The sequence below is a fragment of the Aquimarina sp. BL5 genome (assembly GCF_003443675.1).
Classification (GTDB): Bacteria; Bacteroidota; Bacteroidia; order Flavobacteriales; family Flavobacteriaceae; genus Aquimarina.
Window position 1 is genome coordinate 4,909,867 of the sequence record NZ_CP031963.1, and the last position, 25,279, is coordinate 4,935,145.

The 25,279-nt window shown below is 34.3% G+C and carries 20 protein-coding genes and 2 tRNA genes; 9 read left to right on the forward strand and 13 right to left on the reverse strand.

Annotation, left to right across the window (positions count from 1 at the left end):
* Nucleotides 1–113: 113 nt before the first annotated feature.
* The 4 genes from lgt to folE form a co-directional block, all read right to left on the reverse strand.
* A complete protein-coding gene (gene lgt, locus D1818_RS20590) occupies nt 114–1,064 on the reverse strand; it encodes a prolipoprotein diacylglyceryl transferase (protein WP_118461336.1) in 951 nt (316 codons plus the stop codon).
* A 94-nt stretch (nt 1,065–1,158) separates the two neighbouring features.
* The gene (yidD, locus tag D1818_RS20595) at nt 1,159–1,386 is read right to left on the reverse strand and encodes a membrane protein insertion efficiency factor YidD (protein WP_118461338.1); all 228 of its coding nucleotides are present in this window, start codon (nt 1,384–1,386) and stop codon (nt 1,159–1,161) included.
* A gap of 45 nt (nt 1,387–1,431) precedes the next feature.
* Nucleotides 1,432–2,928, reverse strand: coding sequence for a cysteine--tRNA ligase (gene cysS / locus D1818_RS20600; protein WP_118461340.1), 1,497 nt, complete (start codon nt 2,926–2,928; stop codon nt 1,432–1,434).
* Between the two features lie 40 nt (nt 2,929–2,968).
* Nucleotides 2,969–3,646 (reverse strand): GTP cyclohydrolase I FolE, encoded by a 678-nt coding sequence (gene folE / locus D1818_RS20605; protein ID WP_118461343.1) that lies wholly within the window; start codon nt 3,644–3,646, stop codon nt 2,969–2,971.
* A 369-nt stretch (nt 3,647–4,015) separates the two neighbouring features.
* On the opposite strand from folE, the gene D1818_RS20610 reads away from it, so the two are divergent.
* Nucleotides 4,016–5,560, forward strand: a complete 1,545-nt coding sequence (locus D1818_RS20610) for a T9SS type B sorting domain-containing protein (RefSeq protein WP_118461345.1) — start codon at nt 4,016–4,018, stop codon at nt 5,558–5,560.
* A 250-nt stretch (nt 5,561–5,810) separates the two neighbouring features.
* On the forward strand, nt 5,811–9,536 hold the full coding sequence (locus tag D1818_RS20615; protein ID WP_118461347.1) for a T9SS type B sorting domain-containing protein: 3,726 nt from the start codon (nt 5,811–5,813) through the stop codon (nt 9,534–9,536).
* A 55-nt stretch (nt 9,537–9,591) separates the two neighbouring features.
* Here the strand turns inward: D1818_RS20615 and D1818_RS20620 are convergent, their stop codons facing one another.
* Together D1818_RS20620 and D1818_RS20625 are read right to left on the reverse strand one after the other, a co-directional pair.
* Nucleotides 9,592–11,103 carry an OmpP1/FadL family transporter gene (locus D1818_RS20620; protein WP_118461349.1) on the reverse strand — a complete coding sequence of 504 codons (1,512 nt, stop codon included), beginning with the start codon at nt 11,101–11,103 and terminating at the stop codon, nt 9,592–9,594.
* Between the two features lie 263 nt (nt 11,104–11,366).
* Nucleotides 11,367–12,431 carry a hypothetical protein gene (locus D1818_RS20625; RefSeq protein ID WP_118461351.1) on the reverse strand — a complete coding sequence of 355 codons (1,065 nt, stop codon included), beginning with the start codon at nt 12,429–12,431 and terminating at the stop codon, nt 11,367–11,369.
* A gap of 99 nt (nt 12,432–12,530) precedes the next feature.
* Between D1818_RS20625 and proS the strand changes: the two genes are divergently transcribed.
* The 5 genes from proS (at nt 12,531) to D1818_RS20650 (ending at nt 15,288) form a co-directional block, all read left to right on the forward strand.
* Nucleotides 12,531–14,009 carry a proline--tRNA ligase gene (gene proS / locus D1818_RS20630; protein WP_118461353.1) on the forward strand — a complete coding sequence of 493 codons (1,479 nt, stop codon included), beginning with the start codon at nt 12,531–12,533 and terminating at the stop codon, nt 14,007–14,009.
* Between the two features lie 80 nt (nt 14,010–14,089).
* Nucleotides 14,090–14,161 (forward strand) — tRNA-Glu (locus tag D1818_RS20635).
* Between the two features lie 68 nt (nt 14,162–14,229).
* Nucleotides 14,230–14,301: transfer RNA gene (locus D1818_RS20640), tRNA-Glu, on the forward strand.
* 35 nt (nt 14,302–14,336) lie between these two features.
* Entirely contained in the window at nt 14,337–14,585 is a 249-nt protein-coding gene (gene rpsT / locus D1818_RS20645; RefSeq protein ID WP_118461355.1) for a 30S ribosomal protein S20, read from the forward strand.
* 133 nt (nt 14,586–14,718) lie between these two features.
* The gene (locus D1818_RS20650) at nt 14,719–15,288 is read left to right on the forward strand and encodes a hypothetical protein (RefSeq protein ID WP_118461357.1); all 570 of its coding nucleotides are present in this window, start codon (nt 14,719–14,721) and stop codon (nt 15,286–15,288) included.
* Here D1818_RS20650 and D1818_RS20655 read toward each other — a convergent pair.
* The 3 genes from D1818_RS20655 to D1818_RS20665 form a co-directional block, all read right to left on the reverse strand.
* Complete coding sequence (locus tag D1818_RS20655) at nt 15,269–16,522, reverse strand: glycosyltransferase (protein WP_118461359.1); 1,254 nt, start codon at nt 16,520–16,522, stop codon at nt 15,269–15,271. The two genes, D1818_RS20650 and D1818_RS20655, sit on opposite strands and share 20 nt — an antisense overlap.
* A gap of 71 nt (nt 16,523–16,593) precedes the next feature.
* Nucleotides 16,594–17,373 carry a zinc ribbon domain-containing protein gene (locus D1818_RS20660; protein ID WP_118461361.1) on the reverse strand — a complete coding sequence of 260 codons (780 nt, stop codon included), beginning with the start codon at nt 17,371–17,373 and terminating at the stop codon, nt 16,594–16,596.
* A gap of 3 nt (nt 17,374–17,376) precedes the next feature.
* A complete protein-coding gene (locus tag D1818_RS20665) occupies nt 17,377–18,471 on the reverse strand; it encodes a Nif3-like dinuclear metal center hexameric protein (RefSeq protein WP_118461363.1) in 1,095 nt (364 codons plus the stop codon).
* Nucleotides 18,472–18,580: 109 nt separating this feature from the next.
* Here D1818_RS20665 and lpxK point away from each other — a divergent pair, with 109 nt between their 5' ends.
* The gene (gene lpxK, locus D1818_RS20670) at nt 18,581–19,588 is read left to right on the forward strand and encodes a tetraacyldisaccharide 4'-kinase (protein WP_118461366.1); all 1,008 of its coding nucleotides are present in this window, start codon (nt 18,581–18,583) and stop codon (nt 19,586–19,588) included.
* A gap of 106 nt (nt 19,589–19,694) precedes the next feature.
* Here lpxK and D1818_RS20675 read toward each other — a convergent pair whose 3' ends face one another.
* The 3 genes from D1818_RS20675 to lipA all read right to left on the reverse strand — a co-directional run bounded on the left by D1818_RS20675 (nt 19,695) and on the right by lipA (nt 23,845).
* Nucleotides 19,695–21,863: a response regulator gene (locus D1818_RS20675; protein ID WP_118461368.1), complete on the reverse strand. Its 2,169-nt coding sequence runs from the start codon at nt 21,861–21,863 to the stop codon at nt 19,695–19,697.
* Between the two features lie 82 nt (nt 21,864–21,945).
* Entirely contained in the window at nt 21,946–22,950 is a 1,005-nt protein-coding gene (gene gap, locus D1818_RS20680; RefSeq protein ID WP_118461370.1) for a type I glyceraldehyde-3-phosphate dehydrogenase, read from the reverse strand.
* Between the two features lie 22 nt (nt 22,951–22,972).
* Entirely contained in the window at nt 22,973–23,845 is an 873-nt protein-coding gene (gene lipA, locus D1818_RS20685; RefSeq protein WP_118461373.1) for a lipoyl synthase, read from the reverse strand.
* A gap of 528 nt (nt 23,846–24,373) precedes the next feature.
* Here lipA and D1818_RS20690 point away from each other — a divergent pair.
* Entirely contained in the window at nt 24,374–24,607 is a 234-nt protein-coding gene (locus D1818_RS20690; RefSeq protein ID WP_118461375.1) for a hypothetical protein, read from the forward strand.
* A 67-nt stretch (nt 24,608–24,674) separates the two neighbouring features.
* On the opposite strand, the gene D1818_RS20695 is transcribed toward D1818_RS20690, so the two are convergent.
* Complete coding sequence (locus D1818_RS20695) at nt 24,675–25,253, reverse strand: RNA polymerase sigma factor (protein ID WP_118461377.1); 579 nt, start codon at nt 25,251–25,253, stop codon at nt 24,675–24,677.
* Nucleotides 25,254–25,279 lie beyond the last annotated feature (26 nt).

Genomic DNA, 25,279 nt, shown 5'->3' on the forward strand with positions numbered 1-25,279 from the left:
ATAAACGGGAATAAATTAAAGGAGCCTACAGAAGTTTTATATCTGTTTAATAAAACTAAAAAAGAGGGTAAATTCTCAAATTTACCCTCTTTTTTTAACTCTTATTGAGTTTGTTATTTCAGTGTATATGATTTAGGATCTTCTGGAATTTTTTTAGCTCTAACTACAAAATATAAACCAACAAGGATAAATGGGATACTTAACCATTGACCGGTAGACAATGCATCTCCTAAAGCATCTTCAAAACCACCTTGACTCTTTTTAACATTTTCTACAATAAAACGAACAATAAATATCAGCATCAAATACATTCCGAAAAGAAAACCTCTGTTGTTTCTTTTGTCTGTTTTCCAATAAAATAGCCAAAGTATTAGAGATACAAAGATATATCCAAATGCTTCATAGAGTTGAGCAGGATGACGATATGGAATTGCTTCTAATAGGTTAGAGAACTGCGTATCATTGACTACAGCGGAATATGCTTCATTTACATTTTTGATTCCGGTTTCCCTAATTACTTCAGCTTTGCGCAAGCCATCTCTGATGAACTTTACTCCAAAAGCTGAATCACCAGATGGTTCTCCTATTATTTCCGAATTAAAAAAGTTTCCTAGTCGAACAAAAATTCCTCCAACTGCAGCAGGAATAGTAACTCTATCCATAATCCATAGTGGATGTTTCTTTAGAACGTTTTTAGAGTAGTAATACATCGCAATAATAAAAGCAATTGCTGCTCCGTGACTTGCTAACCCTCTAAATCCAATAAACTCAAACTCCGGATTGAATTTAAAAGGTAAAATGATTTCTAATAAATTATTTCTATAATAATCCCAGTCATAAAAAAAGACATGTCCTAATCTTGCACCTAATAAAGTACCTATTACTGCATAAATGAAGACAGAATCTAGTTTTTCCATAGAAATATTTTCTCGGATATATATTTTCTTCATTAAATACCAACCTAATGAGAATGCAACTACAAACATTAGACTGTAAAAACGAATGACAAAAAAGCCAAGATCGAATCCTTCAATGGGATTCCAAACTATTTTAGAGAATATCATGTGGAAATCTGTTTTTCAAGGGTAAATATAGGTATTTAATTAAATTCGAAATTACAAATAGAATAATAATGAGTTAAAGTGTTATTTGGATGAGTTAACTTTCTTTTTCTTCGTTAGTATTCGGAACAGGGTCATAACCACTACCTCCCCAAGGATGGCAGCTAAAAATTCGTTTTATGGCAAGTTTTCCTCCTTTGAGAAGTCCATGTTTTTGTAATGCTTCTACAGTATAGTGAGAACAAGTAGGTTGGTATCGACACGTAGCCGGAGTTAAAGGTGAAATTAAATTTTGGTATAATTTCACCAATCCTACAAACGGCATAATCAAAATCCTTTTTAATGTTAATTTTGAAGCCAAACTATGATATTAATTGAGAGTAAAGCTTGTGCCTTCACGTCCGTCTTTTAATTGAATCCCCATAGCAAGTAGCTCATCTCTGATCTTATCGCTAGTAGCAAAATCTTTATTAGCTCTGGCTTCTGCTCTTAACTGAATTAATAATTCAACAGTGCCGGAAAGCTTATCGCTAATATCCGAAGAAGCCTCGTTTATATTTACTAATCCCAAAACGTCAAAAACGAATTCATTCATAGTTTTTTGAATGAGCTTATAATCTACTTCAGAAATAGTAGCTTTGTCTTCTTTAACAGAATTGATGAATTTAACAGCTTCAAATAACTTTGCGATTAATATAGGACTGTTAAAATCGTCATTCATTGCTTCATAACATTCTTTAATCCAATTTTCAATATTAAATCCTTCTGTAGTTTTGCCAGCTTTTATATTTTCTAAAGTTGCTAGTGATTCCATTAATCTATAGAAGCCTTTTTCTGAGGCCTCTAGTGCATCATTAGAAAAATCCAGGATACTTCTGTAGTGTGCTTGTAGCATAAAGAATCTTGCAACCGTCGGAGCAAAAGCTTTATTTAATTTATCACTTTCTCCATTAAAAATTTCTGCCGGGGATAGGATATTACCTGTAGACTTAGACATTTTCTTACCATCCAGAGTAAGCATATTTGCATGCATCCAGTAATTAACTGGAGTCACACCACAAGCTGCTTCTCCTTGAGCAATTTCACATTCGTGATGCGGAAATTTAAGGTCCATTCCACCTCCATGAATATCAAATTTTTCACCTAAATATTTTGTACTCATTACAGTACATTCTAAATGCCATCCAGGAAACCCGTCACTCCAAGGTGAAGGCCAACGCATAATATGTTCTGGTTCTGCTTTTTTCCATAGCGCAAAATCCTGAGGATTTTTTTTATCACTTTGGGCAGTTAGTTCTCTAGTATTGGCAATCATATCCTCAAGATTACGACCGCTTAACTTTCCGTAATTATTAGTTTCGTTAAATTTCTTTACATCAAAATAAACAGAACCATTAGCTTCATACGCAAAACCATTATCGATAATAGTTTTGATAATTTCGATTTGCTCTACAATATGACCTGTTGCTGTGGGTTCTATGCTAGGAGGTATATTATTAAACTTAGCTAAGATGTTATGGAAATCTAACGTGTAACGTTGTACAATTTCCATAGGTTCTAGCTGTTCTAATCTCGCTTTTTTGGAAACCTTATCTTCTCCTTCATCAGCGTCATTTTCCAGATGACCAGCATCTGTTATATTTCGCACATAGCGAACTTTGTACCCTAAATGTTTAAGATACCTATAAATTAAATCAAAAGAAATAAACGTACGACAATTTCCTAAATGCACATTACTATAAACGGTTGGACCACAAACATACATTCCTATATTACCTTCTGTAATAGGAATGAACACTTCTTTTTGACTCGAAATAGAATTATAAATTTTTAGTTCCTGAGTTTTGTACAACGGAGCTACTGCCATAATTTTGGTAAATGCTATTGATTATTGATTAAAGATAAAATTAAAAAGTAGTATCTAGTTTGATATAGTCCAAAAATTCTCTTCGCACAGCTTCATCTTTGAATTTTCCGCCAAACTCACTGGTTACCGTACTACTTTCTATGTCCCGTATTCCTCTGGAATTTACACATAAATGTTTAGCGTCTATCACACAAGCAACATCTTTTGTGTTTAGAACTACCTGAAGGTCCTGTACGATTTGCATAGTTAAGCGCTCTTGTACCTGAGGACGTTTTGCATAATAATCTACAATACGATTCATTTTAGATAACCCCACAACAGTTCCATTAGAGATATAGGCTACATGGGCACGACCAACTATTGGTAAAAGATGGTGTTCGCAAGTAGAATAAACCGTTATATTTTTTTCTACTAACATTTCACCATACTTATAGTGATTGTCAAAAGTAGAAGCATCTGGCTTTCTTTCAGGATGCAGTCCTGAGAAAATTTCGTTTACAAACATTTTTGCAACTCTCTGAGGAGTACCTTTAAGACTATCGTCGCTAAGGTCTAATCCCAAAGTTTCCATAATATGTCTAACATCATCTTTAATCAAAGCGATCTTTTCCTTATCACTTAATTTAAATGCATCTTCTCTCAGAGGAGTAGTTGCGCTAGTAGCTACATGATTATCACCTAACGCTTCAATAGCTTCAAGGGCCTTGTCTATCTTCAAAAGTTTAAAATTTTATTATTACAAAATATAAAAGAATTACAAAAAAACACCTGAATACGATTTACGATGTAAAATGTGTTCTCTCTTTAAAATTGAAATAATATTTCACTAGGATATATAACCTCAACTCATTCTTTTTTTAATTCCCTACAATGTCTTCGTTGAAAATTACGATTAAATCCTTACAAAATATTGAATTCTCGTAAAATCAACGACAAACGGGCTGCAAAGATACGATTTTGTCTTTTTACTTAGTGAAAGCTATGTTAACAATTATAAATAATATGATTGCGATTGAAGCACTATATTTTAAAATTTGTAAATTTAATTCCTACATAAGAAAATGAACTAACCTACGTTATACTATATATGACAAAATTACTACCTCAAATCTTATTATTGTTTGTGCTGCTTTTTTTTGCTAGCACGCAATCTCACGCTCAAGGTCAGATAGGTTTTGATAGAGCCTGTACCACAGTAGAACCCTTTTGTTCAGATAGTTCTTTTGAGCTTACTTTTGATAATATTCCACTAGGAACCGAGCAAGTTTTGGGTGAAGTAGGCTGCCTGAATACTACTCCTAATCCGTTTTGGCGTTTTATCCTCATTGATCAACCAGGGGAATTAGTTTTTGAGACTCGTAATTGGATGGATACGGATGGAGATGGAAGGTTAGATCGTAATGAACGACAACTTGATGTCGATTTTATTGTTTGGGGACCGTTTCCTACTTCTTTTATTTTGGACTGTGAAGATCAATTGTCTAGGGGATGTGATCGTAATGGGGATGGAGAAAATATTCGTCCTGCGGAATGTGCGAATAATGTTGATGAACCTGATTTTTATATTAATGATGAGGATAATACTAATATCGTAGATTGTAGCTATGCTAGGATGTCAGAAGACAATTTTATTGAAACTTTTACAATACCTGATGCTCAAACAGGAGAGTTTTATATTATTTTAATTACCAATTTTGCAGATGAGCCCGGAGTCATTCAGTTAGAACAGATAAATCTTGGAGAAGATGGTGCTGGAACTACAGATTGCAGCGTGTTAGAACCAGGAATTCCTCAGGATAGAATTGCTGTGTGCGGTGCAAGCGAATTTCCGGTTATCGTTGAGGGAAGGTTTCCTCGAGTAGAAGGGCCGCCCGAAATCCCTGCTGCGGTAGCATTTGAGTGGTTTGTTTTAAATCCTGTAACTGGAAATTTTGATCCTACTGGTGTAGAAACACCTTTTTATCCAGTGCCAGATAGTGGGACATATCAATTGAGAGGGTATAGTGATGTAGTTGGAGGTAATGAGGTAGGTAGGGACGAAGTTGTGGTTCTTGATATCTCTGCTTCGGTCATAAGCGTAGGGTATAGTATAGAAGAAGAATCTTTTTCTGTAAGTTATACTTTAACTGCAGAAGTGCTGTCAACTCCAGAGGCGGAAGCTGGTGGATTTACTGATTTTGAATATCGATTAGATCGCGATGTTAATATGGATGGAAATTTTGTAGAATATAGGGATTTTCAGTCTTCACCAGTTTTCGAAGGTGTTCCTGCCGGTGATTATCGAATTGTTGCTAGATATGCTAATTGTCCGGATAGTGAGAGAACATCCGTAGATATAATGATACTAGGATATCCAAGATACTTTACTCCTAATGGTGATAGTTTTCATGATACTTGGAATTTAATTAATCCCGAGGATCAACCTATTCCCGCATTGGTTTATATATTCGATAGACATGGGAAATTATTAAAACAATTGAATCCAACTGGGCCTGGATGGGATGGAACTTATAATGGAAATTTAATGCCTTCCTCACAATATTGGTTTAGGGTAGAATTTAATGAACAAGCCAACCGTGATCTTGATAGAAGGAGAAAAGTTTTTGCAGGTAGTTTTTCTTTAATTCGATAATTTTTTAAAATAGAATTTGTTTTTTTGCCAACTGTTATAGTTTGATAATATATCTGTTTTGAGGTTTTGCTAAAAGGGAATTATCTTATTCTTCAATTGCAATGGTTTCAACTGAAAAAATCTAAAACGTAATTATTTTCAATTTTATAGTAGTATTTCTTAGGGTTTCTCTTTGTAAGATTGTTTTATATAGGAATGCTTTGAGTTTAAGAAATAATAACAGTTTTATCATTGATTTTAAAAGTTGGTAATGATTAAGAGAATACCTAAGTTAATATTGTTTTTGTGCCTTTTTATCTACACAAGTCTGAGTGTGGCACAAGGTTCGGTTTGTGCAGACGCAATTGGAGATAATGGTGCTGATCCATTTTGTAGTGCTACAGGTATTGTTTTTCCAAATTGTAATAGTGCTAATGCAGATTGTGTAGGGAGTTCCGAAGTTGGTCCTAATTACGGATGTTTGGATACTCAACCTTTTCCTGCCTGGTATTATTTGCAGATAGATGATACAGGTGCCTTAACTTTTCGTATTTCGCAAACTGCTAATGAAGATGGGACTGGTAATGAGTTAGATGTGGATTTTATATGTTATGGACCTTTTCCAGATCCTGTTTCTCCTTGTACGGCTCAGTTAACAGCGGCTAATACCGTGGATTGCAGTTATTTGCCAGATGCAGTTGAAACAATGAATATTCCTGGTGCTACCGCGGGAGAATTTTATTTGGTATTGATTACTAATTTTTCTCAATCCCCCGGTTTTATTAATTTCCAGCAGACTGGTGGAACAGGTTCTACTGATTGTTCCATATTAGAAGCTACCCTAGGACCAAATCAGGATATCTGTGGATCTGATCCTGTAGTTTTGGATGGAGAGTCAGATGGAGCTGTACGTTATGAATGGTCTGTGTTCAATGAAACAACAATGGTGTTTGATGTTATTTCGGGAGAAACGGCTCCAACATATACCGTAACCACAACAGGAAGATATCAGCTATTAATCGAGGATATTGATGGCAATACGGAAACGGATGAGATATTAATTACTTTTTATCCAGAACCAATAGTGGCTAATCCTCCAATGGATTTAATGTTGTGTGATGACGATGGAAATGGTTTTGATACTTTTGATCTTACTCAGAATTCACCTCTTATTATTGGGGGGCAAGATCCTTTAGAGTTTACAGTGACATATCATTTTACTCAAGAAGACGCTGAAAATTATAGAGGTGCTGCAGGTGATAATGTTATTGCCGATCCTGATAATTTTGTGAATACAGTTGCGGATCAAACAATATGGGCTAGAATTGGCGGAACGAATCAGATATGCTTCGAAGTGACGTCTTTTGTGTTGCGTGTATATCAGAATCCAGTAGCAAATGTGCCAATGGATATAGAGTTATGTGATAATGATCTTGATGGTAGCGATACTAATGGAGTTGTAGAATTTGATCTTTCTAATGCCATAACCGAAGTTTTTGGAACACAAAACACCACTGATTTTTCTGTTTCTCTTTATGAATCCCAGGTAGATGCTGATGCTGGAGTTTCAGGAACAGAATTGCCTAATACTTACACAAACATCTCGAATCCACAAACCATATATGTGAGGATAGAAAATGTGTCCGAGCAAAGTTGCTATGAGACGACAAGTTTTCGATTAATTGTAAATCCTCTTCCAGTGATATCTCCAGTGGTATCTTTATTGCAATGTGATGATGATACAGATGGTATTTCCTTATTTAATTTATCTGAGGCGAATATTTTGGTTTCTGGGAATTCTATAAACGAGACTTTTACATATTATTTAACAGAAATTGCTGCAATTAATGAGGATGTAACAAATCAAATTGTAGATTTTACGGTGTATCCTAATCCAACACCTATCAATAGTACGGTTTTCTCTAGGATAGAAACTAACAATGGTTGTTTTCGAACTGCCCAGATTGATTTGGTAGTTTCTGCCACGCAAATTCCTGCTGGTTTTAATCTTGTGTATAACGAATGCGATACTACTGATGTAGATGATGACGATGCTAACGGAATCGCAACTTTTGATTTTAGTAGCGCAACAAGTCAAGTGGAGGCATTGTACCCACCTGGTCAAAGTTTAGTCGTTACCTATTATGAGAATTTAGCGGATGCATTGGCAGAAGAGAATGAGATTGTTGATCCTTCAAACCATAGAAATGATGTATCTCCTTTTGCTCAAGATTTGTATATAAGAGTAGATGATGGAACCGATAATGAATGTTTAGGTTTAGGGCAACACATACGATTAGAGGTTGATCCATTGCCGCTAAATAATCCGGTATCTGATTTTGTTTTATGTAGTGATGATCCCAATCGGGCAACCTTTGATTTAACGGAGAAAGATTCTGAAGTAACTGGAACACAAACTGAGGTTTTGCTGATAAGCTATCATAGAACAGAAGCAGAAGCCAATAACAATACGGGAGCTATTGTCGGAGCGTTTACGAATCAGACAAACCCTCAAACTATATGGGTTCGTGTCCAATTTGACGAAAATAATAATGGTGTAGGGGATGCCGATGAGTGTTTTAGGTCTACCATTTCTTTTGATTTGCGAGTGCTTGGTAATCCAGTATTAACAGACCCAGATCCTATTGTATTGTGCAGTGATCAGGTGAATACAGTATATGATTTAACGGTAAGAGAAACTCAGATTTCAGGGAGTGCTACAAATATTACATTTACTTATTATGAATCCCAAAATGATGTTGATACAAACAATCCCATTGCTAATCCAACTACATATACCAGTATGATGTTGACAAGCGACATCATAGTAGTTGGTAGGGATGATGACAATGGTTGTGTTTCTGATGTGATACTTCAATTACAAACTATTTTATATGATGATTTTAATCTAACGCCAAACCCATTAGAAACATGCGAGTTGGATGAAGCTGGTATCGGAATCTTTGATCTTACGACAGCGACACAAGATATTCTTAATTTAAACGACGCTGATGGTTCAAATGATTTAAATGCTTCTGATTATAATATTCAGTACTATCAGATTGAAGAGGATGCTCAGTCGGGTAATACGGCTACAATTGCATTTCCTTCATCATATCAGAATACGCAAGAGTCTAATCAAACAATTTATATTCGTTTTGACCCTCTAGTGAGCGGTAATGATTGTTTTAGGGTAGTTCCAGTTCAGTTGATAGTTAATGAATTACCGGATTTTACACTAGAAGATGACTATGTTCTTTGTCTTGAAAATGATGGAACTATTATTAATTTAATGCCAACAGATGTAATTGATACTGGATTGGATGATACTGTTTATGATTTTCAATGGTATGCAGGTGTTGCTACTACAGCAGGAAATGAAATCCCTGGTGAAACAGGATCAATTTATAGTCCTACTGCGTCTGGTGAATATTCTGTGTTAGTAACAAATATCCGAACTACATGTGTTTCATCCGCATCAACAGTAGTCATAGAGTCATACCCTCCACGACAGGAGGATTTTACCGCAGAGTTGATTTCCGGTGCTTTTTCTGATAATGCCACTGTTCAGGTGATAGTTGCGGATGAGGCGATTGGCGAGTATGAATATAGGTTGGATAATGGCGATTGGCAGACTTCTCCTATATTTACTAGAGTATCAAGAGGGGAACATGTGATATACGTTAGGGATGTTCGTATGTGTTCTGAAATAGAACTCCCAGTAGAATTTATAGTTGATTATCCAAGATATTTCACACCTAATGGGGATGGTTTTCATGAGACTTGGGGGATAGTTGGTAATGATAATGTACAGATTAATGGTATCCAAATTTTCAATCGATTCGGAAAACTCTTAAAAGATCTTGGAGCTCTTGGTGAATGGGATGGAACTTATAATGGAAATCTACTCCCATCTAGTGAATATTGGTTTAAAGTAAGGTATACAGAAAGCGGAGTCATGAAAGAATTTAATGCTAGTTTTTCATTGATCAGATAAAAAAAGGAGTTGAATACTATTCAACTCCTTTGTATATATGTAATGCGACTTGTTATTATAAATTTAAACCTAACGTAAAGGTAAGATTATCTCTATAGCTATCAATAGATGTGAAGTTCGTAAAAGCAGAATTAGGATAAAATTCCTGATTACGTTCTTGCTCAGAATAGTCATAAGCAATATCAAATTTTACTTTTCCAAAGTTATAACCGATACCTAGTGATAGTCCTGTTCTTTCTCCTAGGATAGATTCGTTTTTGTATGGGCTTTCTTCATAGCTGTAACCACCTCTAAAGCTCCAATTTCCATTTCTTAATTCTCCACCGATTCTAAGTGTGGAGGCACCTTGTAAAGTATTCTCAATTTGCCTATTTAAATCTGAAAAATCATCAAATCCATCAGAATCAAATTCCGTAGATGAATAATCTTTATAAGAGTAATCTAAACTAATTAATCCTCGTTTTCCAAACAATACAGCAATACTTCCAGTTGCTCTTGCTGGAGTGCGTAGTTGGTACTCTGGGAAAACGTTAATGACATTAGGATTTACTAATTCTCTGCCGTTAGCATTGCTAAAAGTTTCTACACGTTGTGTTGTTTCTTCTTCGATATAATACCAGGTTGGTGATTCGAAAGAAGCACCAAGTCTAAGTATATTGGATACCTTTACAATACCTCCCACTTGCGCAGAGAAACCTGCGCCAATTGTAGATAAACGATTCGTAAATAGTATTTCATTAATAGAGCTTCCGGTGTTATTGTTTCCTTCAAAAAACTCAGTTACTCTATCATAGTTAATGAAGTGAGAATTGAGGTTAACTCCAATATAAAATCTATCGTGTATTTGTGCTCCACCATTTATAGTGAACTTACCATTTAATCCAGTACTTTCGTAATAGTAATCTTGGTTAAAAAATCCAGGTGCGACATTTGAGGAATATACAGAGTTGTTTGAATCTGTAGGATCAGTTGATTCAATTATAAGTGATTCACGTCCTAAGAAGGCCTGCTGAGCACCATATCCTTCTGTTTCTCCCAGAAAATTATAAAGTTCATCAACACTTTCTCCTGATCTTCTGGTTAATAAATCTAGAGGAATGCCTTGGGCTTCAGATAGGAAATAAGAATCTATCGAATTATTACTTCTACCAAACGCAAAGAATTCCTCGGCATAGTCTGTAGTTTGGTCATACGCTATGCCTAATGATAATTTATTAAATTTAGAAGACTCATTTTGGTTATTGTATACGAAAACAGCTCCAATTTGATTAAAATTAAAATTTGAAGACGAAGTTCCGCTAAAACTATTGAAATAGTCAGCATCATTTTGAACATTAGACGTAGAAAGGGTAATTGAGCCAGAAGAGCCTAGAAATACTGCAGAACCTGCAGGATTTATCTGTAGAGCAGACATGTCTCCTCCTAAAGCTCCAAACGCTCCACTCATCCCTCTAAAACGTGCGGTTCCTAAAATATCCTGTTGAGAATATCTTACTGCGTCTGTAATGTCTTGAGCGTGTAAACAAGACATGAATGACAGACTGATTAATAAAAATATCTTCTTCATATATTTATTTTCAATATTATAGTTTACCTATTCGCTTATTGCAAATGAGTTTCACGATTTAGATAGTTATTTAATCCTATTTGGGTTAATAACTATCTAGATCGAATAGGTTTTTATGAATTCTTAATTTTTTTGCGTATTACTGATTGCCTCAAAAATAGTAAGACATTTGGTTAAGGTTTCTGACAATTGTCAGTTTAGAATAATCCAAATTATACTTTTAGGTTTAAGTAGCAATGGTTTTTTAACTTTTAATCAGTGTTTTAACCTCTTCCTCCACGACTTCTTCCGCCACGGCTACCACCAGATCTTGATCCGCTACTACGGCTAGAGCTGCGACTTCTGATAGAACCACCAGAACTTCTACTTCTACTGGAGCCCGAATAACTTCTTGTTCCAGAACGACTCCTTGATCTACTGTTGCTGTTTATTCTTGAGCCACTTCTGTTAGAAGAACTTGATCTTGAACGGGAGTATGTACTATTGCTGCGAGATCTTGTTCCATTCGAGTAAGAGGAAGACCTAGTTCTTCTATTGTTGTCAGCAGATATTCTTCTTCTATTGTTGTAAGAATTTCGGTTATTATAGGAGCGGCTACGAGACCTACTATTATATGCTCTAGATCTGCTATTGTAAGCACCACGACTTCTGTAGTTACTAGCGTATGCATTTCTGTAACCTCTATTTCTAAAACCTCTATTATATGCAATTCGGTTTCTTCCGTAGAATCCAAAACCGTTGTTATAATAAGGAGGGCACCAAAATCCACCACCATACCAATAAGGATTTCCCCATCCGAAGCCAGCATTCCAGCCCCATCCGAAGCCACCGTTCCATCCTAATCCAAATCCAGGGCCCCAACCGGCATTCCAGCCCCAGTTATTCCAGCCCCAGCCAATACCAGGTCCCCAAGCATTCCAGCCCCAATTATTCCAACCGTTATCAATTATATTTATAGAAACTTCATCGCTATTACTGCCCCAAGCAGGTTGCCCGCCTTCATAATTTTGAGCTATACCAGTAGTGTCAGATGGATTGTAATTTTCACTAGAATAAGAATCAACATCTGTAAAAATAGCGTCCTGCTCGATAGCATTATCGATTTGAGCTGATTTTTCTGAGAAGTAATTAGAGTAATAATTAGAGGTTGTCCCAGTTTCTGTTCTGGTAGGTTGAGGTTCATAATTCCTTTGGCTTCTTGCTTCACCGTAAATGCCATCATCATAAGATACATAGTCATATGAACCACAAGATGTCAACATAAGTAGAGAGGCTGTGAGAAAAATCCCAACAGCTCCTTTTTTTTGAAAATAAATTTTAAGTCGCATATCTCCTTATTTTATTGTTGAACAATACAAATTTAGTTAGTTTTGCGCTAACTATTTTTTATTTAACAAAGTCACAACATTTGTGCCAAATAGCAGGTTATGAGCAAAAATCTAACGAAACGTAGTGAGGATTATTCTAAATGGTATAACGAACTGGTCGTAAAGGCTGATTTAGCTGAGAATTCGGCGGTAAGAGGGTGCATGGTAATCAAGCCCTATGGATATGCGATTTGGGAGAAAATGCAGGCTGAATTAGATCGAAAATTTAAGGAAACAGGTCATCAAAACGCATATTTTCCTCTTTTTGTTCCTAAAAGTCTGTTTGAAGCTGAAGAAAAAAATGCAGAAGGCTTTGCAAAAGAATGTGCAGTAGTTACTCATTATAGATTAAAAACAGATCCCGAGGATCCTTCAAAATTAGTTGTGGATCCAAAAGCTAAGTTGGAGGAAGAGCTAATCGTTCGTCCTACTTCTGAGGCAATTATTTGGAATACTTACAAAGGTTGGGTTCAGTCATATAGAGATTTACCTATTTTGATAAACCAATGGGCGAATGTGGTAAGATGGGAGATGAGAACACGTTTATTTTTAAGAACTGCCGAGTTTTTGTGGCAAGAAGGTCATACAGCTCATGAAACAAGACAGGAAGCGATTGCAGAAACAGAGCAGATGAATAATGTGTATGCTGATTTTGTGGAAAATTTCATGGCTATTCCAGTTGTTAAAGGAAGAAAAACAGAAAGTGAACGTTTTGCGGGAGCGGAAGATACATATTGTATAGAGGCATTGATGCAAGATGGTAAAGCATTACAAGCAGGAACATCGCATTTTTTAGGACAGAATTTTGCGAAAGCATTTGATGTGAAATTCACTTCTAAAGAAGGGAAGCTCGATTATGTTTGGGCTACATCTTGGGGGGTGTCAACTAGGTTGATGGGAGCTCTTATTATGACTCATAGTGATGATAATGGATTAGTTTTACCTCCTAATCTTGCTCCGATACAAGTTGTTATTGTTCCAATATATAAAGGAGAAGAGCAGTTGGGTCAAATTTCGGAAGTGGCTAATGAGTTGGTTGGTGATTTAAAAGCGAAAGGAATCTCTGTAAAATTTGATGATAGAGATACATATAGACCGGGCGCTAAGTTTGCGCAATATGAACTACAAGGGGTTCCGTTGCGAATAGCAATTGGTCCTAAAGATTTAGAAAAAGGAACAGTGGAACTAGCACGTCGTGATACTTTGTCGAAACAATTTGTAGATAAAGAGGAAGTTGTAAGTACTATCGAGTCTTTACTTGTGGAGATACAAGAGAGTTTACATAAGAAAGCTACAGAGTATAGAGATAGTCATATCACGGAGGTTTCTTCTTTTGATGAATTTAAAGATGTTTTAGAGCGTAAAGGAGGGTTTATATCAGCTCATTGGGATGGTACCGCAGAAACTGAGCAAAAGATAAAAGAATTGACTAAAGCAACTATTCGTTGTATTCCTTTTGATGCTAAAGAAGAAAATGGTAGCTGTGTGTATAGTGGTAAACCTTCTAAAGTGAGGGTGTTATTTGCTAAAGCGTATTAAGTTTTAGAAAAAAATAAAATAACTCTTGCGCCATTAAAAAATAGTTGTATTTTTGCATCCGCAATTAGACAAACAACTATGGCCCGTTCGTCTATCGGCTAGGACGCCAGGTTTTCATCCTGGTAAGAGGGGTTCGATTCCCCTACGGGCTACGAATTAAAAAATTAATTGCAAGTTTAGAGTGAAAGCTATAAATTTGCAATCCTTGAAAAAGGAAAAAGGCCCGTTCGTCTATCGGCTAGGACGCCAGGTTTTCATCCTGGTAAGAGGGGTTCGATTCCCCTACGGGCTACGAATTTTATAGTAAAGAAATTTAACAAAGAAAAGATGGCAAATCATAAGTCAGCATTAAAGAGAATAAGAAATAGTGAGACAAAGCGTCTTAGAAACAAATATCAGCATAAAACTACACGTAATGCTATCAAGAAATTACGTGAAGCTGATAAGAAAGAAGCTGAGACTTTGTTTCCTTCTGTAGTTTCTATGATCGATAGATTGGCAAAGCGTAATATTATCCATGATAATAAAGCCGCTAATATAAAATCTAAGTTAGCTAAGCACGTAGCTGCTCTTTAGTTAGAAAGAGTTTTAACGATATATAAGCTTCTTCACTCAGGTGAAGAGGCTTTTTTTGTTTTTTAATATTAAGTTTTTCTGGTTTCTGTGTAACCTGCACGCTATAATATCTGTCATATGGAAAAGCTTTAAGATGAATACAAAATTTTCTTATTATTTGGAACTAGCCGCAAGATGGCACGTTTTTATATTGTTATCTATATATGGTTCAGGGAAACTATTAGGAGGTCAATTTTACCGAAAAGGTAACTTGCCAGAAGAAATTGCAAAAATCTCCTTATCGGAGGTTGGTGGCTTTGATCTAGCTTGGACTTTTATGGGGTATTCATATTCCTATATTCTGTTTATTGGAACTTCGCAATTAGTTGGCGCTTTTCTTCTTTTATTTCGTAAAACCAAATTGATAGGTGTGATTATACTACTTCCGATTCTGATTAATATAATTGTTTTTGATACTATCTTTTTAGAAACTTATGGAGCTCTAGCTAGCGCTATTGTGTATTTCTTGCTCTTGCTCTATATTCTTTGGTATAATAAGAAGAATATAGTTATGTTGATGAAAGCGCCCATCGTTAAGGATAGTTCTGGTCAAAAAATGAATAATAATTTATCGAGAAAACTGGTCAAAATTAGTCTTGTTTTCGGAGTGATGATGTTAATTTTTGGTATGGAGCAACTAATAGTTAATTATCTTGGTCACTGATTTTATTCTTTTCTTCAATCCATCGAGACATAAATTCTGTGCTTTTCATACTGTGGTGATGTAGCATGGATCCAATGAAGTTTTTAGAGCGATGCTCTTTAAGATTATTCTGTAAATTACTAATGCATTGAATGAGTTGATTGGTGTGTCTATCCTTTTGAAATAGTGTATTAATAATTTCTATTCCATTTTGTTGCGCTTGGTGCCAAATGTTTTGATTGTTATATAGTTTTATCGCAGCGTTTGCAAACTCTTCTGGTGTGTCTTTAATGAAGCCATTCCAGTCAGAGTCTTCTCCGAGCATGCCTTCTGCTCCAATTGTAGTAGTGATGCTAGGAGTTCCGCATAACATTGCTTCTGCTAATTTACCTTTGATTCCAGCTCCAAAACGTAAAGGAGCAAGGCATACACGTGCTTGTTTTATAACTTCTTGTGCATTTTTTGCCCAACCCTTTATATGGAAACCTTGCTTTGGATTGTGTAATTGCGTAGCTTTTGGAGGAGGGTAAGCTCCGTATATGTGTAGTTCTGTTTCAGGTAATTGTTTTCTTATCAATGGCCAGATGGTTTCTTTAAGATATAGAATACTGTTCCAGTTTGGTTCATGACGAAAGTTTCCTATAGTTGTAAAGTGATTTCTTTTGCTGAATACGGGCCATCGTTGTTTAATTTCTTCTGTAATAGGGTCCAAAAGAAAAGGGAGGTAGTGTATTAGCTTTTTATCGATGTTGAATTCTTCTTTTAGTAAGTTTGTTTCGAAATCAGAAATAATTAAAGAGAGATCGCAGCGATAGATACTGGCAATTTCTCTTTTTGCGATATCACTATTCTTTAAATCTGAATAGTTAAATATAGTTCCTGCTTTAAATGTTTCTTGCCTTGTTTTGCGAAGACTGTGCAAATCTTCTGTATTTAAAATTCTAAGAGTATCTGGAAGATGTTTTGAAACTCTCCAACCAAATTGTTCTTCTGTCATAAATCTATCAAACACTACGATATTTGGGTTTAAATCATTAACGAAGTTATCAAAATTAGTATTATTGATTTCGATATTAGCTTTGGTAACACCAAGTGTTTGGATATCGTACATGTGATTACTTTCTGCGGCTGCACTTGCAAAGGTGATTTTCCATCCTTCGGATAAAAACAGTTGAATTAGTTGTAGCATTCGGGTTCCTGCTGCAGATGAATTAGGTTCCGGCCAGACGTTTCCTATGATGAGAATGCTTTTCATTTGTTGTCTTTGTAAAAATAAAAAAGCCTCAGAAATTTCTGAGGCTATAATATTATGTAAAAAAAATAAATTTAAGACAGTTTAGAAAACATTGTCTCCATTTTTTCTTTTTCTTCTTGCGCTAATGCTTGATCTACTAAGATACGACCGCTATGCTCATCAGTAATAATTTTTTTACGAGAAGCTATCTCCATCTGAACTTGAGGAGGAATTGTAAAAAAAGATCCTCCAGATGCTCCACGCTCAATTGGTACAACTGCTAGTCCATTCTTCACATTATTTCTGATTCTGTTATAAGCAGCTACTAGTCTTTCTTCTATTTGTTTTTGAAAATCTTCAGACTTAGCTATTAAAGCTTGTTCTTCTTTTTCAGTTTCTGCAAGGATAGCATCAAGCTCACCTTTTTTATGGCTAAGGTGTTTATTTCTTTCAGAAAGACGTTCTTTAGTCTGATCGATGATCTCATTTTTCTGAACGATCTGCGCTTTAAACTCCTTTATATGCTTATCAGATAACTCAATTTCTAGTTCCTGAAATTCTATTTCTTTGCTAAGAGAGTTGTATTCACGATTGTTTCGTACATTTTTTTGTTGCTCTCCGTATTTTTTGATTAAAGATTTAGCTTCTTCGATTAGGTTTTTCTTAGTCTTGATACTTTCGTCGATAGTTTCAAGATCTGTGTTTAATTTTTCTAATCTTTTGTTTAATCCGGCTACTTCATCTTCGAGATCTTCAACTTCTAATGGAAGCTCTCCACGCACATTTCTAATCTCATCAACTCTAGAGTCAATTAATTGCAAATCGTATAATGCTCTTAATTTTTGCTCAACAGTAACTTCTTTCTTTGCCATATTTTATATGTATTGAATGGGATTGGTGTTTTTATCCGATAAAATGATTGCAAAATTACTAATTTTTTTTCTAAGATAGCTAACAATTAGGTTTTTTGTGTACTGCTCACTTTCATAATGACCAATATCTGCTAGAATAAGCTTATTTTCTGCTTCGTAAAACTGGTGGTATTTTAAATCAGCTGTTATAAATACATCTGCTCCAGCGTTTTGGGCGTTTTTAATTGCAAAACTACCACTACCACCTAATACAGCAACTTTTCTAATCGGTTTATCTAGCAATGTAGAATGCCTGACACAGCCCGTTTTGAAAACTTCTTTGATATGTTTTAGGAATGCAATCTCATTCATTTCTTCGGGTAACTCACCAATCATTCCCATCCCAATATGTTGGTTTCTGTTTTCTAAAGTTGTGATTTCATAGGCAACTTCCTCATAAGAATGATTGTCTATTAACGCTTTTAAAATTTTACTCTCATTGTGTTTAGGGTAGGTGATCTGTATTTGAGTTTCGCTTTCGTAATGCGTTTTACCAATTTCCCCAATAGATGGATTTGCATTTTCGGAAGCTCTAAAAGTTCCGATTCCATCTGATGAAAAACTACAATGATCATAATTACCAATAGTACCAGCTCCAGCATCGAATAGTTTAGATCGTAGCGAATCAGCTTCTTTATTGGGAGCAAAAGTGACTAGTTTTTTTATATTTCCACTTTGTGGAATTAAAACTTGTCGATTCAATAATCCTAGTTGTTCACAAATCATGTCATTTACTCCGTGCAAGGCATTGTCAAGTGCTGTATGGATTGCGAAAATAGCTATATCATGTTTGATAGCTTTCATGACCACACGCTCTACATAATTAGTACCATTAAATTTTTTAATGCCTTTGAAAACTATAGGGTGGAAGCTAACGATAAGATTACAATCTTTTTCTATAGCTTCATCTATTATAATTTCTAAAGTATCCAATGTAACGAGAATTCCTGTAACGGTTGTGTTTTTGTCTCCAACTAATAACCCTACGTTGTCAAAATCTTCAGCGTAGTTTGTTGGAGCTAAAGTTTCAAGGTGTTGTATGACCTCTTTAATCTGCATTTGCGAATATTTTTAAATATAAATTGAATGTAAAAAAACTTTTGCCAATAATCAAAGTTTCGTTTTATACATTTGTCATTATAATATTATCAATAGTAAGTATAAGCGTTTGAATTTATTACGAAAAATACTTTTACCGATTGTTCCTGTCTACTATTTCGTTACTTGGTTACGTAATAAAATGTATGATTTAGGGCTAAAAAAATCAGTTTCATATGATTTTCCTGTGATCGCGGTGGGTAATTTAAGTGTTGGTGGAACTGGTAAATCACCCATGGTTGAATATCTAATTCGATTGCTGAAAGATAAAGTGTCGCTTGCAACACTAAGTAGAGGGTATAAAAGAGAAACTAAAGGATTTCTGGAGGTAGAAGTCAATGCTACTGCAAAAGATGTAGGAGATGAGCCATTACAGTTTAAAACTAAATTTACTAATGTCACTGTTGCTGTTGATGGAGATAGGCGCAATGGTATAAGGAGCTTAAAAACCCAGAATCCTAATCTCGAAGTTATTTTGTTAGATGATGCTTATCAACATCGTAAAGTAAAAGCAGGATTTTACATTTTACTTACTCCATATTATGATTTATATTGTAATGATATCGTATTGCCGACAGGAAATTTAAGAGAACCTAGAAGTGGTGCAGATCGTGCGGATATTATTGTGGTTACCAAATGTCCAAACAATTTAGGAGATGAAACCATGCAGGAAATTGAAAAGAAATTAAGAGTAAAACCTTCTCAGGCCTTGTTGTTTTCCACAATTGATTATGGAAATAATATTATTAATGCATCAGACCGACGATCATTAGATACTCTAAAAAGAACCTCGTTTACATTGGTTACGGGAATTGCTAACCCAAAACCTTTATTAGAGTATTATCATTCTTTAGGCCTTAATTTTAATCATATCAATTATCCGGATCATCACAACTTTACAGATACTGAACTGGATGAGTTAAAAAAATACAGCTTGATCATTACAACAGAAAAGGATTATGTGAGATTAGCTCCTAATTTTTCTGAAGATGCATTATGGTATCAGCCGATTGAGATGAAATTTATCAAAAATCAAGATGTTTTTGATAATTATATAGTGAGCTATATAAAAAAATGAGGTCCTATTTAGGACCTCATTTTATATGTTTTGGCTAACTCAAACAAAGAGAATAAAGATGTCTCTTACGTTGAGTTATATATTAAGCAATAGATATGCCAAACCTTTAAGAAGTGGTTTGTTTTTTTGACAAAGCTTTATGTAATTTGGTGAAAAACTCTTCCGTTTTATATGGTTTCGGAATGATGTCATTAAAGCCATTATTATAGAATTCATCTAGATTATCATCTAGTGTTACAGCCGTTAATGCTACAATAGGAATTTCTGTATTAAATTCTCTAATTAGTTTTGTTGCTTCGATTCCACTTATTCCTGGCATATGAATATCCATAAGGACTAAATCAAACTCACTATTTTTTACTTTATTGACAGCAATATCACCATTATCGGCTACATCACAGATCATTTTATTCTTTTCTAAAATCTTTCTGGTTATAAGTTGATTGATTTTATTGTCTTCTACAACCAGAACTCTTTTGTCTATCATTACACTATAATCAATCTTTTTTGCTTCTTCCTGATAATTAGAGACAACATCTTCAAACACTTCAAACTTAAGATCAAAATGAAATCTGGATCCTTGTCCTAATTCGCTTTCTAATTTGATTTCGCTATCCATTAATGATAGTAGATTCTTAACTATAGATAATCCTAAGCCAGTACCTCCAAATTTTCTATTAATCTGAACGGATCCTTGTGTGAAGTTTTCGAAAATACTCAGTTGTTTTTTGTCAGATATACCAACTCCGTTATCTTTAATTTCGAAATTAAGAAAAACCTTATTTTCAATATGGTTGATCATCTTAACCTTGATCCAGATGTCTCCATTTTGAGTAAACTTAATAGAGTTTCCAATAAGATTAATCAGGATTTGTGAGATTTTCAGAGGATCTCCTTTAAGTTTAGTGGGTATTGATTTGTCAAATTCGTAATGAAGGTTATTGTTACGGTCTTTTGCTGATTTTCCTAAAGCTATTAAAACATCATTAATTCTTTTCTGTAGATTGAACGAAGTGTTTTCTATTTCTACTTTGTTTGCTTCTAGTTTATTTAGGTCTAAAATATTATTAATTAAAGAAAGTAAGTATTCTCCAGAAAACTTAAGAGAGTTTAGGTGTTCTTTTTGGTTAGGAGTAGGGCTTTCTTCTAGCAATAAATGGGTTAATCCTGTAACAGCATATAAAGGTGTTCGTAATTCGTGTGTTATAGTAGATAAGAACTGAACTTTTGCTTCGCTAGCTCGTTCTGCATTTTCTTTTGCTAAAATTAGTTCAGTATTTTTATTTTGCAACAGTTCGTTGGCTCTTGCTCTAAGATTGTTGTTTTTATATAGGGAAAGCGTAAGGAGTGATAAAATTGTTATCAGTGCAATACTCAAAATAGTGGTAAGTCGCCCAAGTTTAAGTGACTTTTGCTGTTGTTTATTTTCCTCTGTAAGCTCTTCTATTTTTACTTTGTCATCGCCTAGACCCAATTTTGCTCTTGCATCTTGGGCAATTATTTCTTTGTTAATGTTAAATAAAGAATCTTTGAATTGTTGATGAGATCTTAAATTAGCAAGCGATGTTTCGAATTCTTCTTTCTTTTCGTAGATCTGGCTATACAATTGAAAACTTTCTGATTGTATTTCGAAATATCCCATTTCAGAACCTATCTGCATTGCTAAATCATTAGTAGCTATGGCATCATCTAATGAATCTAATGCCATTTGGGCTCTTGCTTTATTTGTGTAAAGTTTTGCTTTGTAATAGGATTGCTCAAGATAATCAACTTTCGGAAGTCCACTGTTAAAATGCTTAATAGCTGCTTCTGGCTGACTCATTTCCAGCGCTAAAAGACCTACATTGATTTTGGCAGGACCTTCTAATTTTTCTATATTGTTTTTTTCAATCAATGCGTATGCAAGTTCCAGGTGTTTTTTAGCATTTTCGAAATCTTTGAGTTTTGTGTGTATGGATCCACAGACATTATAAGAATTAGCTAATGCTATTTCGTCTTTCTGCTTAATTTGAATCTCGATTGCGCTTGTTATTTGTTCTTTTGCACTTTTGAGATCACCTAGTTCCAGATATAATTCTGCTAAAACTCGATTTGTTTTAGCTCTATATGTTTTATTTTGATTTTCTACAGCAAGTTCTTTTGCTAGCGTGATATTTTCTAAAGCAGTTGCTAATTGAGCTGTGTTTATAGCATAAGAAGCTTTGGTTAGATAGTTCTCAATAGAATCCTTAACTCCCCTGTTTTCCTGAATTTCTCCAGTTTGTGAAGAAGCCATGAAACTACAACTAAGTAAAAGTATAAATATAAAATGTTTGATTTGGGTTGGCATTTTCCTTGAAATAACTCAACTAATATAGTTATTTCTTACAAATGTTGATAATTAAATCTATTATTCTGTTACTATATCCTATTTCATTATCATACCAACCTATAATTTTCACCATTTTTCCTATAACTGAAGTCATTAGAGAGTCGAAAACACAAGAATGCGGATTTCCTATGATATCTACTGATACGATTGGATCTTCTGTGTACGCTAAAATATCTTTTAGATGAGATTCTGAAGCATTTTTGAAAGCATTATTGATTTCCTCTATAGATGTTTCTTTTTTTACATTAAATGTTATGTCAGTTAGTGATCCATCTGGAACTGGAACCCTAATCCCACATCCTCCTATAACATTACTTAATTTGGGAAAAATCTTTGTTAATGCTTTTGCAGCTCCAGTTGTTGTGGGGACTATGGATTGGCTTGCTGCTCGTGCTCTTCTTAGGTCTCTATGAGGTTGATCGTGTAAACTTTGATCTGTCGTATAGCTGTGAATTGTTGTTATGTATGCTTGCTCAATACCACAAAGTTCATCTATTACTTTGATCATCGGAGCAGCATTATTGGTTGTACAAGACGCATTAGATATAATGGTCTCCTTACCATTGAGAATATGTTCATTGACACCTAATACAATAGTTTTTATTGAATCTTCTAGAGGAGGAGCCGAAAGAATAACTTTTTTAGCTCCAGCAGTAATGTGTTGTTGGGCAGCTTCTTTAGTTTTAAATTTTCCTGTTGCTTCTACAACGATATCAATATTATGTTTTTGCCAGTTACAGTCACTAGGATATTTTTCGTTTAGTAAATAGATTGACTTGTTATTAACTACAATAGAATTGTCTTTATAAGATATGTCATGGGTTAAAACTCCATGTATACTGTCGTACTTAAGAAGATGACTTAGTGTTTTGGCATCAGCAAGATCATTTATTGCTATAACTTCAATATCTGGATGATCGATTAATAATCTAAAAAGATTACGACCGATTCTTCCAAATCCGTTAATGGCTACTCTTATAGGTGTATTCATTACTCGTTGCTTGTGAGAAAAATTAAGTCAGATGCTTTTGAGCTTTGTAAGAAGAGCGAACTAATGCTCCGCTTTCTACATGTCTGAAGCCCATTTCTAACCCGATCTCTTCATATTTTTTAAATTGATCTGGTGTAATGAATTGTTTTACTGGTAAATGTTTCTTACTCGGTTGTAGATATTGTCCGATGGTTACGATATCCAGATTTACAGCTCTTAGGTCTTTAAGAACCTGTATAACTTCTTCTTCAGTTTCACCAAGACCTAGCATGATTCCGCTTTTTGTGCGATTGATACCGTTATCCTTTAAATATTTAAGAACCTGAAGGCTTTGTTCATATTTAGCCTGAATACGAACTTCTCTTGTAAGTCTTTTCACTGTTTCCATATTATGCGAAACAACTTCTGGTTTTACAGCTATAATCCTATCTATGTTTTTAGTCTTCCCCTGGAAATCGGGGATTAAAGTTTCTAAGGTGGTTTCAGGATTCATTCGACGAATTGCCTGAATCGTTTCCGCCCAGATGATAGACCCTCCATCCGCTAAGTCATCTCTATCTACAGAGGTTACCACGGCATGTTTGATATTCATAATTTTTATAGAACGGGCAACTTTTTCAGGTTCTTCCCAATCTACAGTTTCTGGTCTTCCTGTTTTCACACCACAAAAACCACAAGATCTGGTACAAATATTACCGAGTATCATGAAAGTAGCAGTACCCTCACTCCAACATTCTCCCATGTTAGGACAGCTTCCTGAAGTGCATATTGTATGTAAGTTATATTTATCGACTAAACCTCGAAGTTCGGTGTATTTTTTTCCGGTTGGTAGTTTTACCCGTAACCATTTTGGTTTTCCTTTTGGAGGAGCTACAATAGTAACGTCATTATTCATACTAAGCAATATTTTGTACAAAAATACAAAGAAAGCTTATATTAAAATACAGTTTTAGATATTCTTCTGGATTTTGATTTAGATCTCTTTAAACGAATTATTATGATTAGAATATTGTCGTTTTTAATGAATTATCTACAAGTTTTGATTTTTCAACAAACCTATTTCGGTAGTATTATACTTACAAAACGTGTTTTGGAGGGAATTTTTAGATAGAAAAAAACGATAATCATAAAATTAACAATTGCGGAATTTTTTTATGTAATTAAAAAATATTATTAATTGATATTCAGTTGATTAAGAGGTGAAGAGATTGGGTGGGTATCATGTTTTTGGGGATATTTTCTTTGGGATTTTAAATAAAAATTATGGTAAAACCGTAATTTTTTTGTGGTTTTTATACATAATTTAATTTCTTTTCATATTTTTGACATACATAATTTTGAGTAGAAATACTTTAAATCATGGTTAAAATTAGCTTAACCCCATTTTTTATTCATTAAAAAAAAGTTAAAAAACCAAACACAAATGTCAAAAGAAGATTTAGAACAACAGAAACAATTGCAAAAAAACAGGAAACGAGTAGAAAAATGGTTAATTAATAATCAAAATTTTATTAATATAACCGGTATTGAAAAAGAAATATCTGCTCCTAAAGGACTCGTACAAAAATTTATTAAATACGATAAAAAAATAAATGATAAATGGATTAATCCATTACACGAGGTTTTAAAAAGAATAGCCACTTTTAGTCTTAGATAGATTAAATAGATTAAAGTGATCTATTGAGAACAACAAAAAGAGAGTTAATTAGATTTCTGAAATTTAATTAATTCTCTTTTTTATTAGTAATAATTTCTGCAAGAAGTTTTCTGGCTCTTAGTAATTTTACTTTTACATTATTCATGGGTTCATCTAATACTTCAGAAATTTCTTTATAACTCAATTCTTGAAAATATCGTAGGTTTATAACCTCTTGATAATGTGGTTTCAGCTGTTTGATATATCTAAGTAATTGGGCAAGATTTTGCTCAGTAATCAATTTATCTTCGGGTGTTGGTGTGTCATCTATTATTTTATAAACAACATCATCAACTTCGGTAGTTGTTTTAGAACGTATTGAAGCGTTTTTTTTTCTTAATAGATCGATATGAATATTTTTTGAAATTTGGATTAACCAAGTCTTAAAATTATATTCTTCTTTAAATGTGTCTATTTTATCGAATGCTTTAGAAAAACTCTGAATAGATATATCTTCTGCTTCATACTCATTTTGAGTTCTCTTAAGTTGAAAATTAAAGACATCATTCCAAAAAGTATCTAAAAGATAATTAAAGGATGCTTGTTTGCCTTCTTTAGCCTTTTTTATATGTTCAGATAGTGTGAAGAGTTCTTTTTCCAATGAAATTTTTTTGAAAGGAAATCCTTGATCAA

What these genes read in the sequence shown, in the direction of transcription:
- D1818_RS20615 (WP_118461347.1), top strand. Translation starts at nt 5,811, where the DNA reads ATGATTAAGAGAATACCTAAGTTAATATTGTTTTTGTGCCTTTTTATC.
- cysS (WP_118461340.1), bottom strand. Translation starts at nt 2,928, where the DNA reads ATGGCAGTAGCTCCGTTGTACAAAACTCAGGAACTAAAAATTTATAAT.
- rpsT (WP_118461355.1), top strand. Translation starts at nt 14,337, where the DNA reads ATGGCAAATCATAAGTCAGCATTAAAGAGAATAAGAAATAGTGAGACA.
- D1818_RS20690 (WP_118461375.1), top strand. Translation starts at nt 24,374, where the DNA reads ATGTCAAAAGAAGATTTAGAACAACAGAAACAATTGCAAAAAAACAGG.
- D1818_RS20650 (WP_118461357.1), top strand. Translation starts at nt 14,719, where the DNA reads ATGAATACAAAATTTTCTTATTATTTGGAACTAGCCGCAAGATGGCAC.
- proS (WP_118461353.1), top strand. Translation starts at nt 12,531, where the DNA reads ATGAGCAAAAATCTAACGAAACGTAGTGAGGATTATTCTAAATGGTAT.
- D1818_RS20660 (WP_118461361.1), bottom strand. Translation starts at nt 17,373, where the DNA reads ATGGCAAAGAAAGAAGTTACTGTTGAGCAAAAATTAAGAGCATTATAC.
- D1818_RS20655 (WP_118461359.1), bottom strand. Translation starts at nt 16,522, where the DNA reads ATGAAAAGCATTCTCATCATAGGAAACGTCTGGCCGGAACCTAATTCA.
- D1818_RS20625 (WP_118461351.1), bottom strand. Translation starts at nt 12,431, where the DNA reads ATGCGACTTAAAATTTATTTTCAAAAAAAAGGAGCTGTTGGGATTTTT.
- yidD (WP_118461338.1), bottom strand. Translation starts at nt 1,386, where the DNA reads ATGCCGTTTGTAGGATTGGTGAAATTATACCAAAATTTAATTTCACCT.
- gap (WP_118461370.1), bottom strand. Translation starts at nt 22,950, where the DNA reads ATGAATACACCTATAAGAGTAGCCATTAACGGATTTGGAAGAATCGGT.
- lgt (WP_118461336.1), bottom strand. Translation starts at nt 1,064, where the DNA reads ATGATATTCTCTAAAATAGTTTGGAATCCCATTGAAGGATTCGATCTT.
- D1818_RS20610 (WP_118461345.1), top strand. Translation starts at nt 4,016, where the DNA reads ATGACAAAATTACTACCTCAAATCTTATTATTGTTTGTGCTGCTTTTT.
- lipA (WP_118461373.1), bottom strand. Translation starts at nt 23,845, where the DNA reads ATGAATAATGACGTTACTATTGTAGCTCCTCCAAAAGGAAAACCAAAA.
- D1818_RS20675 (WP_118461368.1), bottom strand. Translation starts at nt 21,863, where the DNA reads ATGGCTTCTTCACAAACTGGAGAAATTCAGGAAAACAGGGGAGTTAAG.
- D1818_RS20620 (WP_118461349.1), bottom strand. Translation starts at nt 11,103, where the DNA reads ATGAAGAAGATATTTTTATTAATCAGTCTGTCATTCATGTCTTGTTTA.
- D1818_RS20665 (WP_118461363.1), bottom strand. Translation starts at nt 18,471, where the DNA reads ATGCAGATTAAAGAGGTCATACAACACCTTGAAACTTTAGCTCCAACA.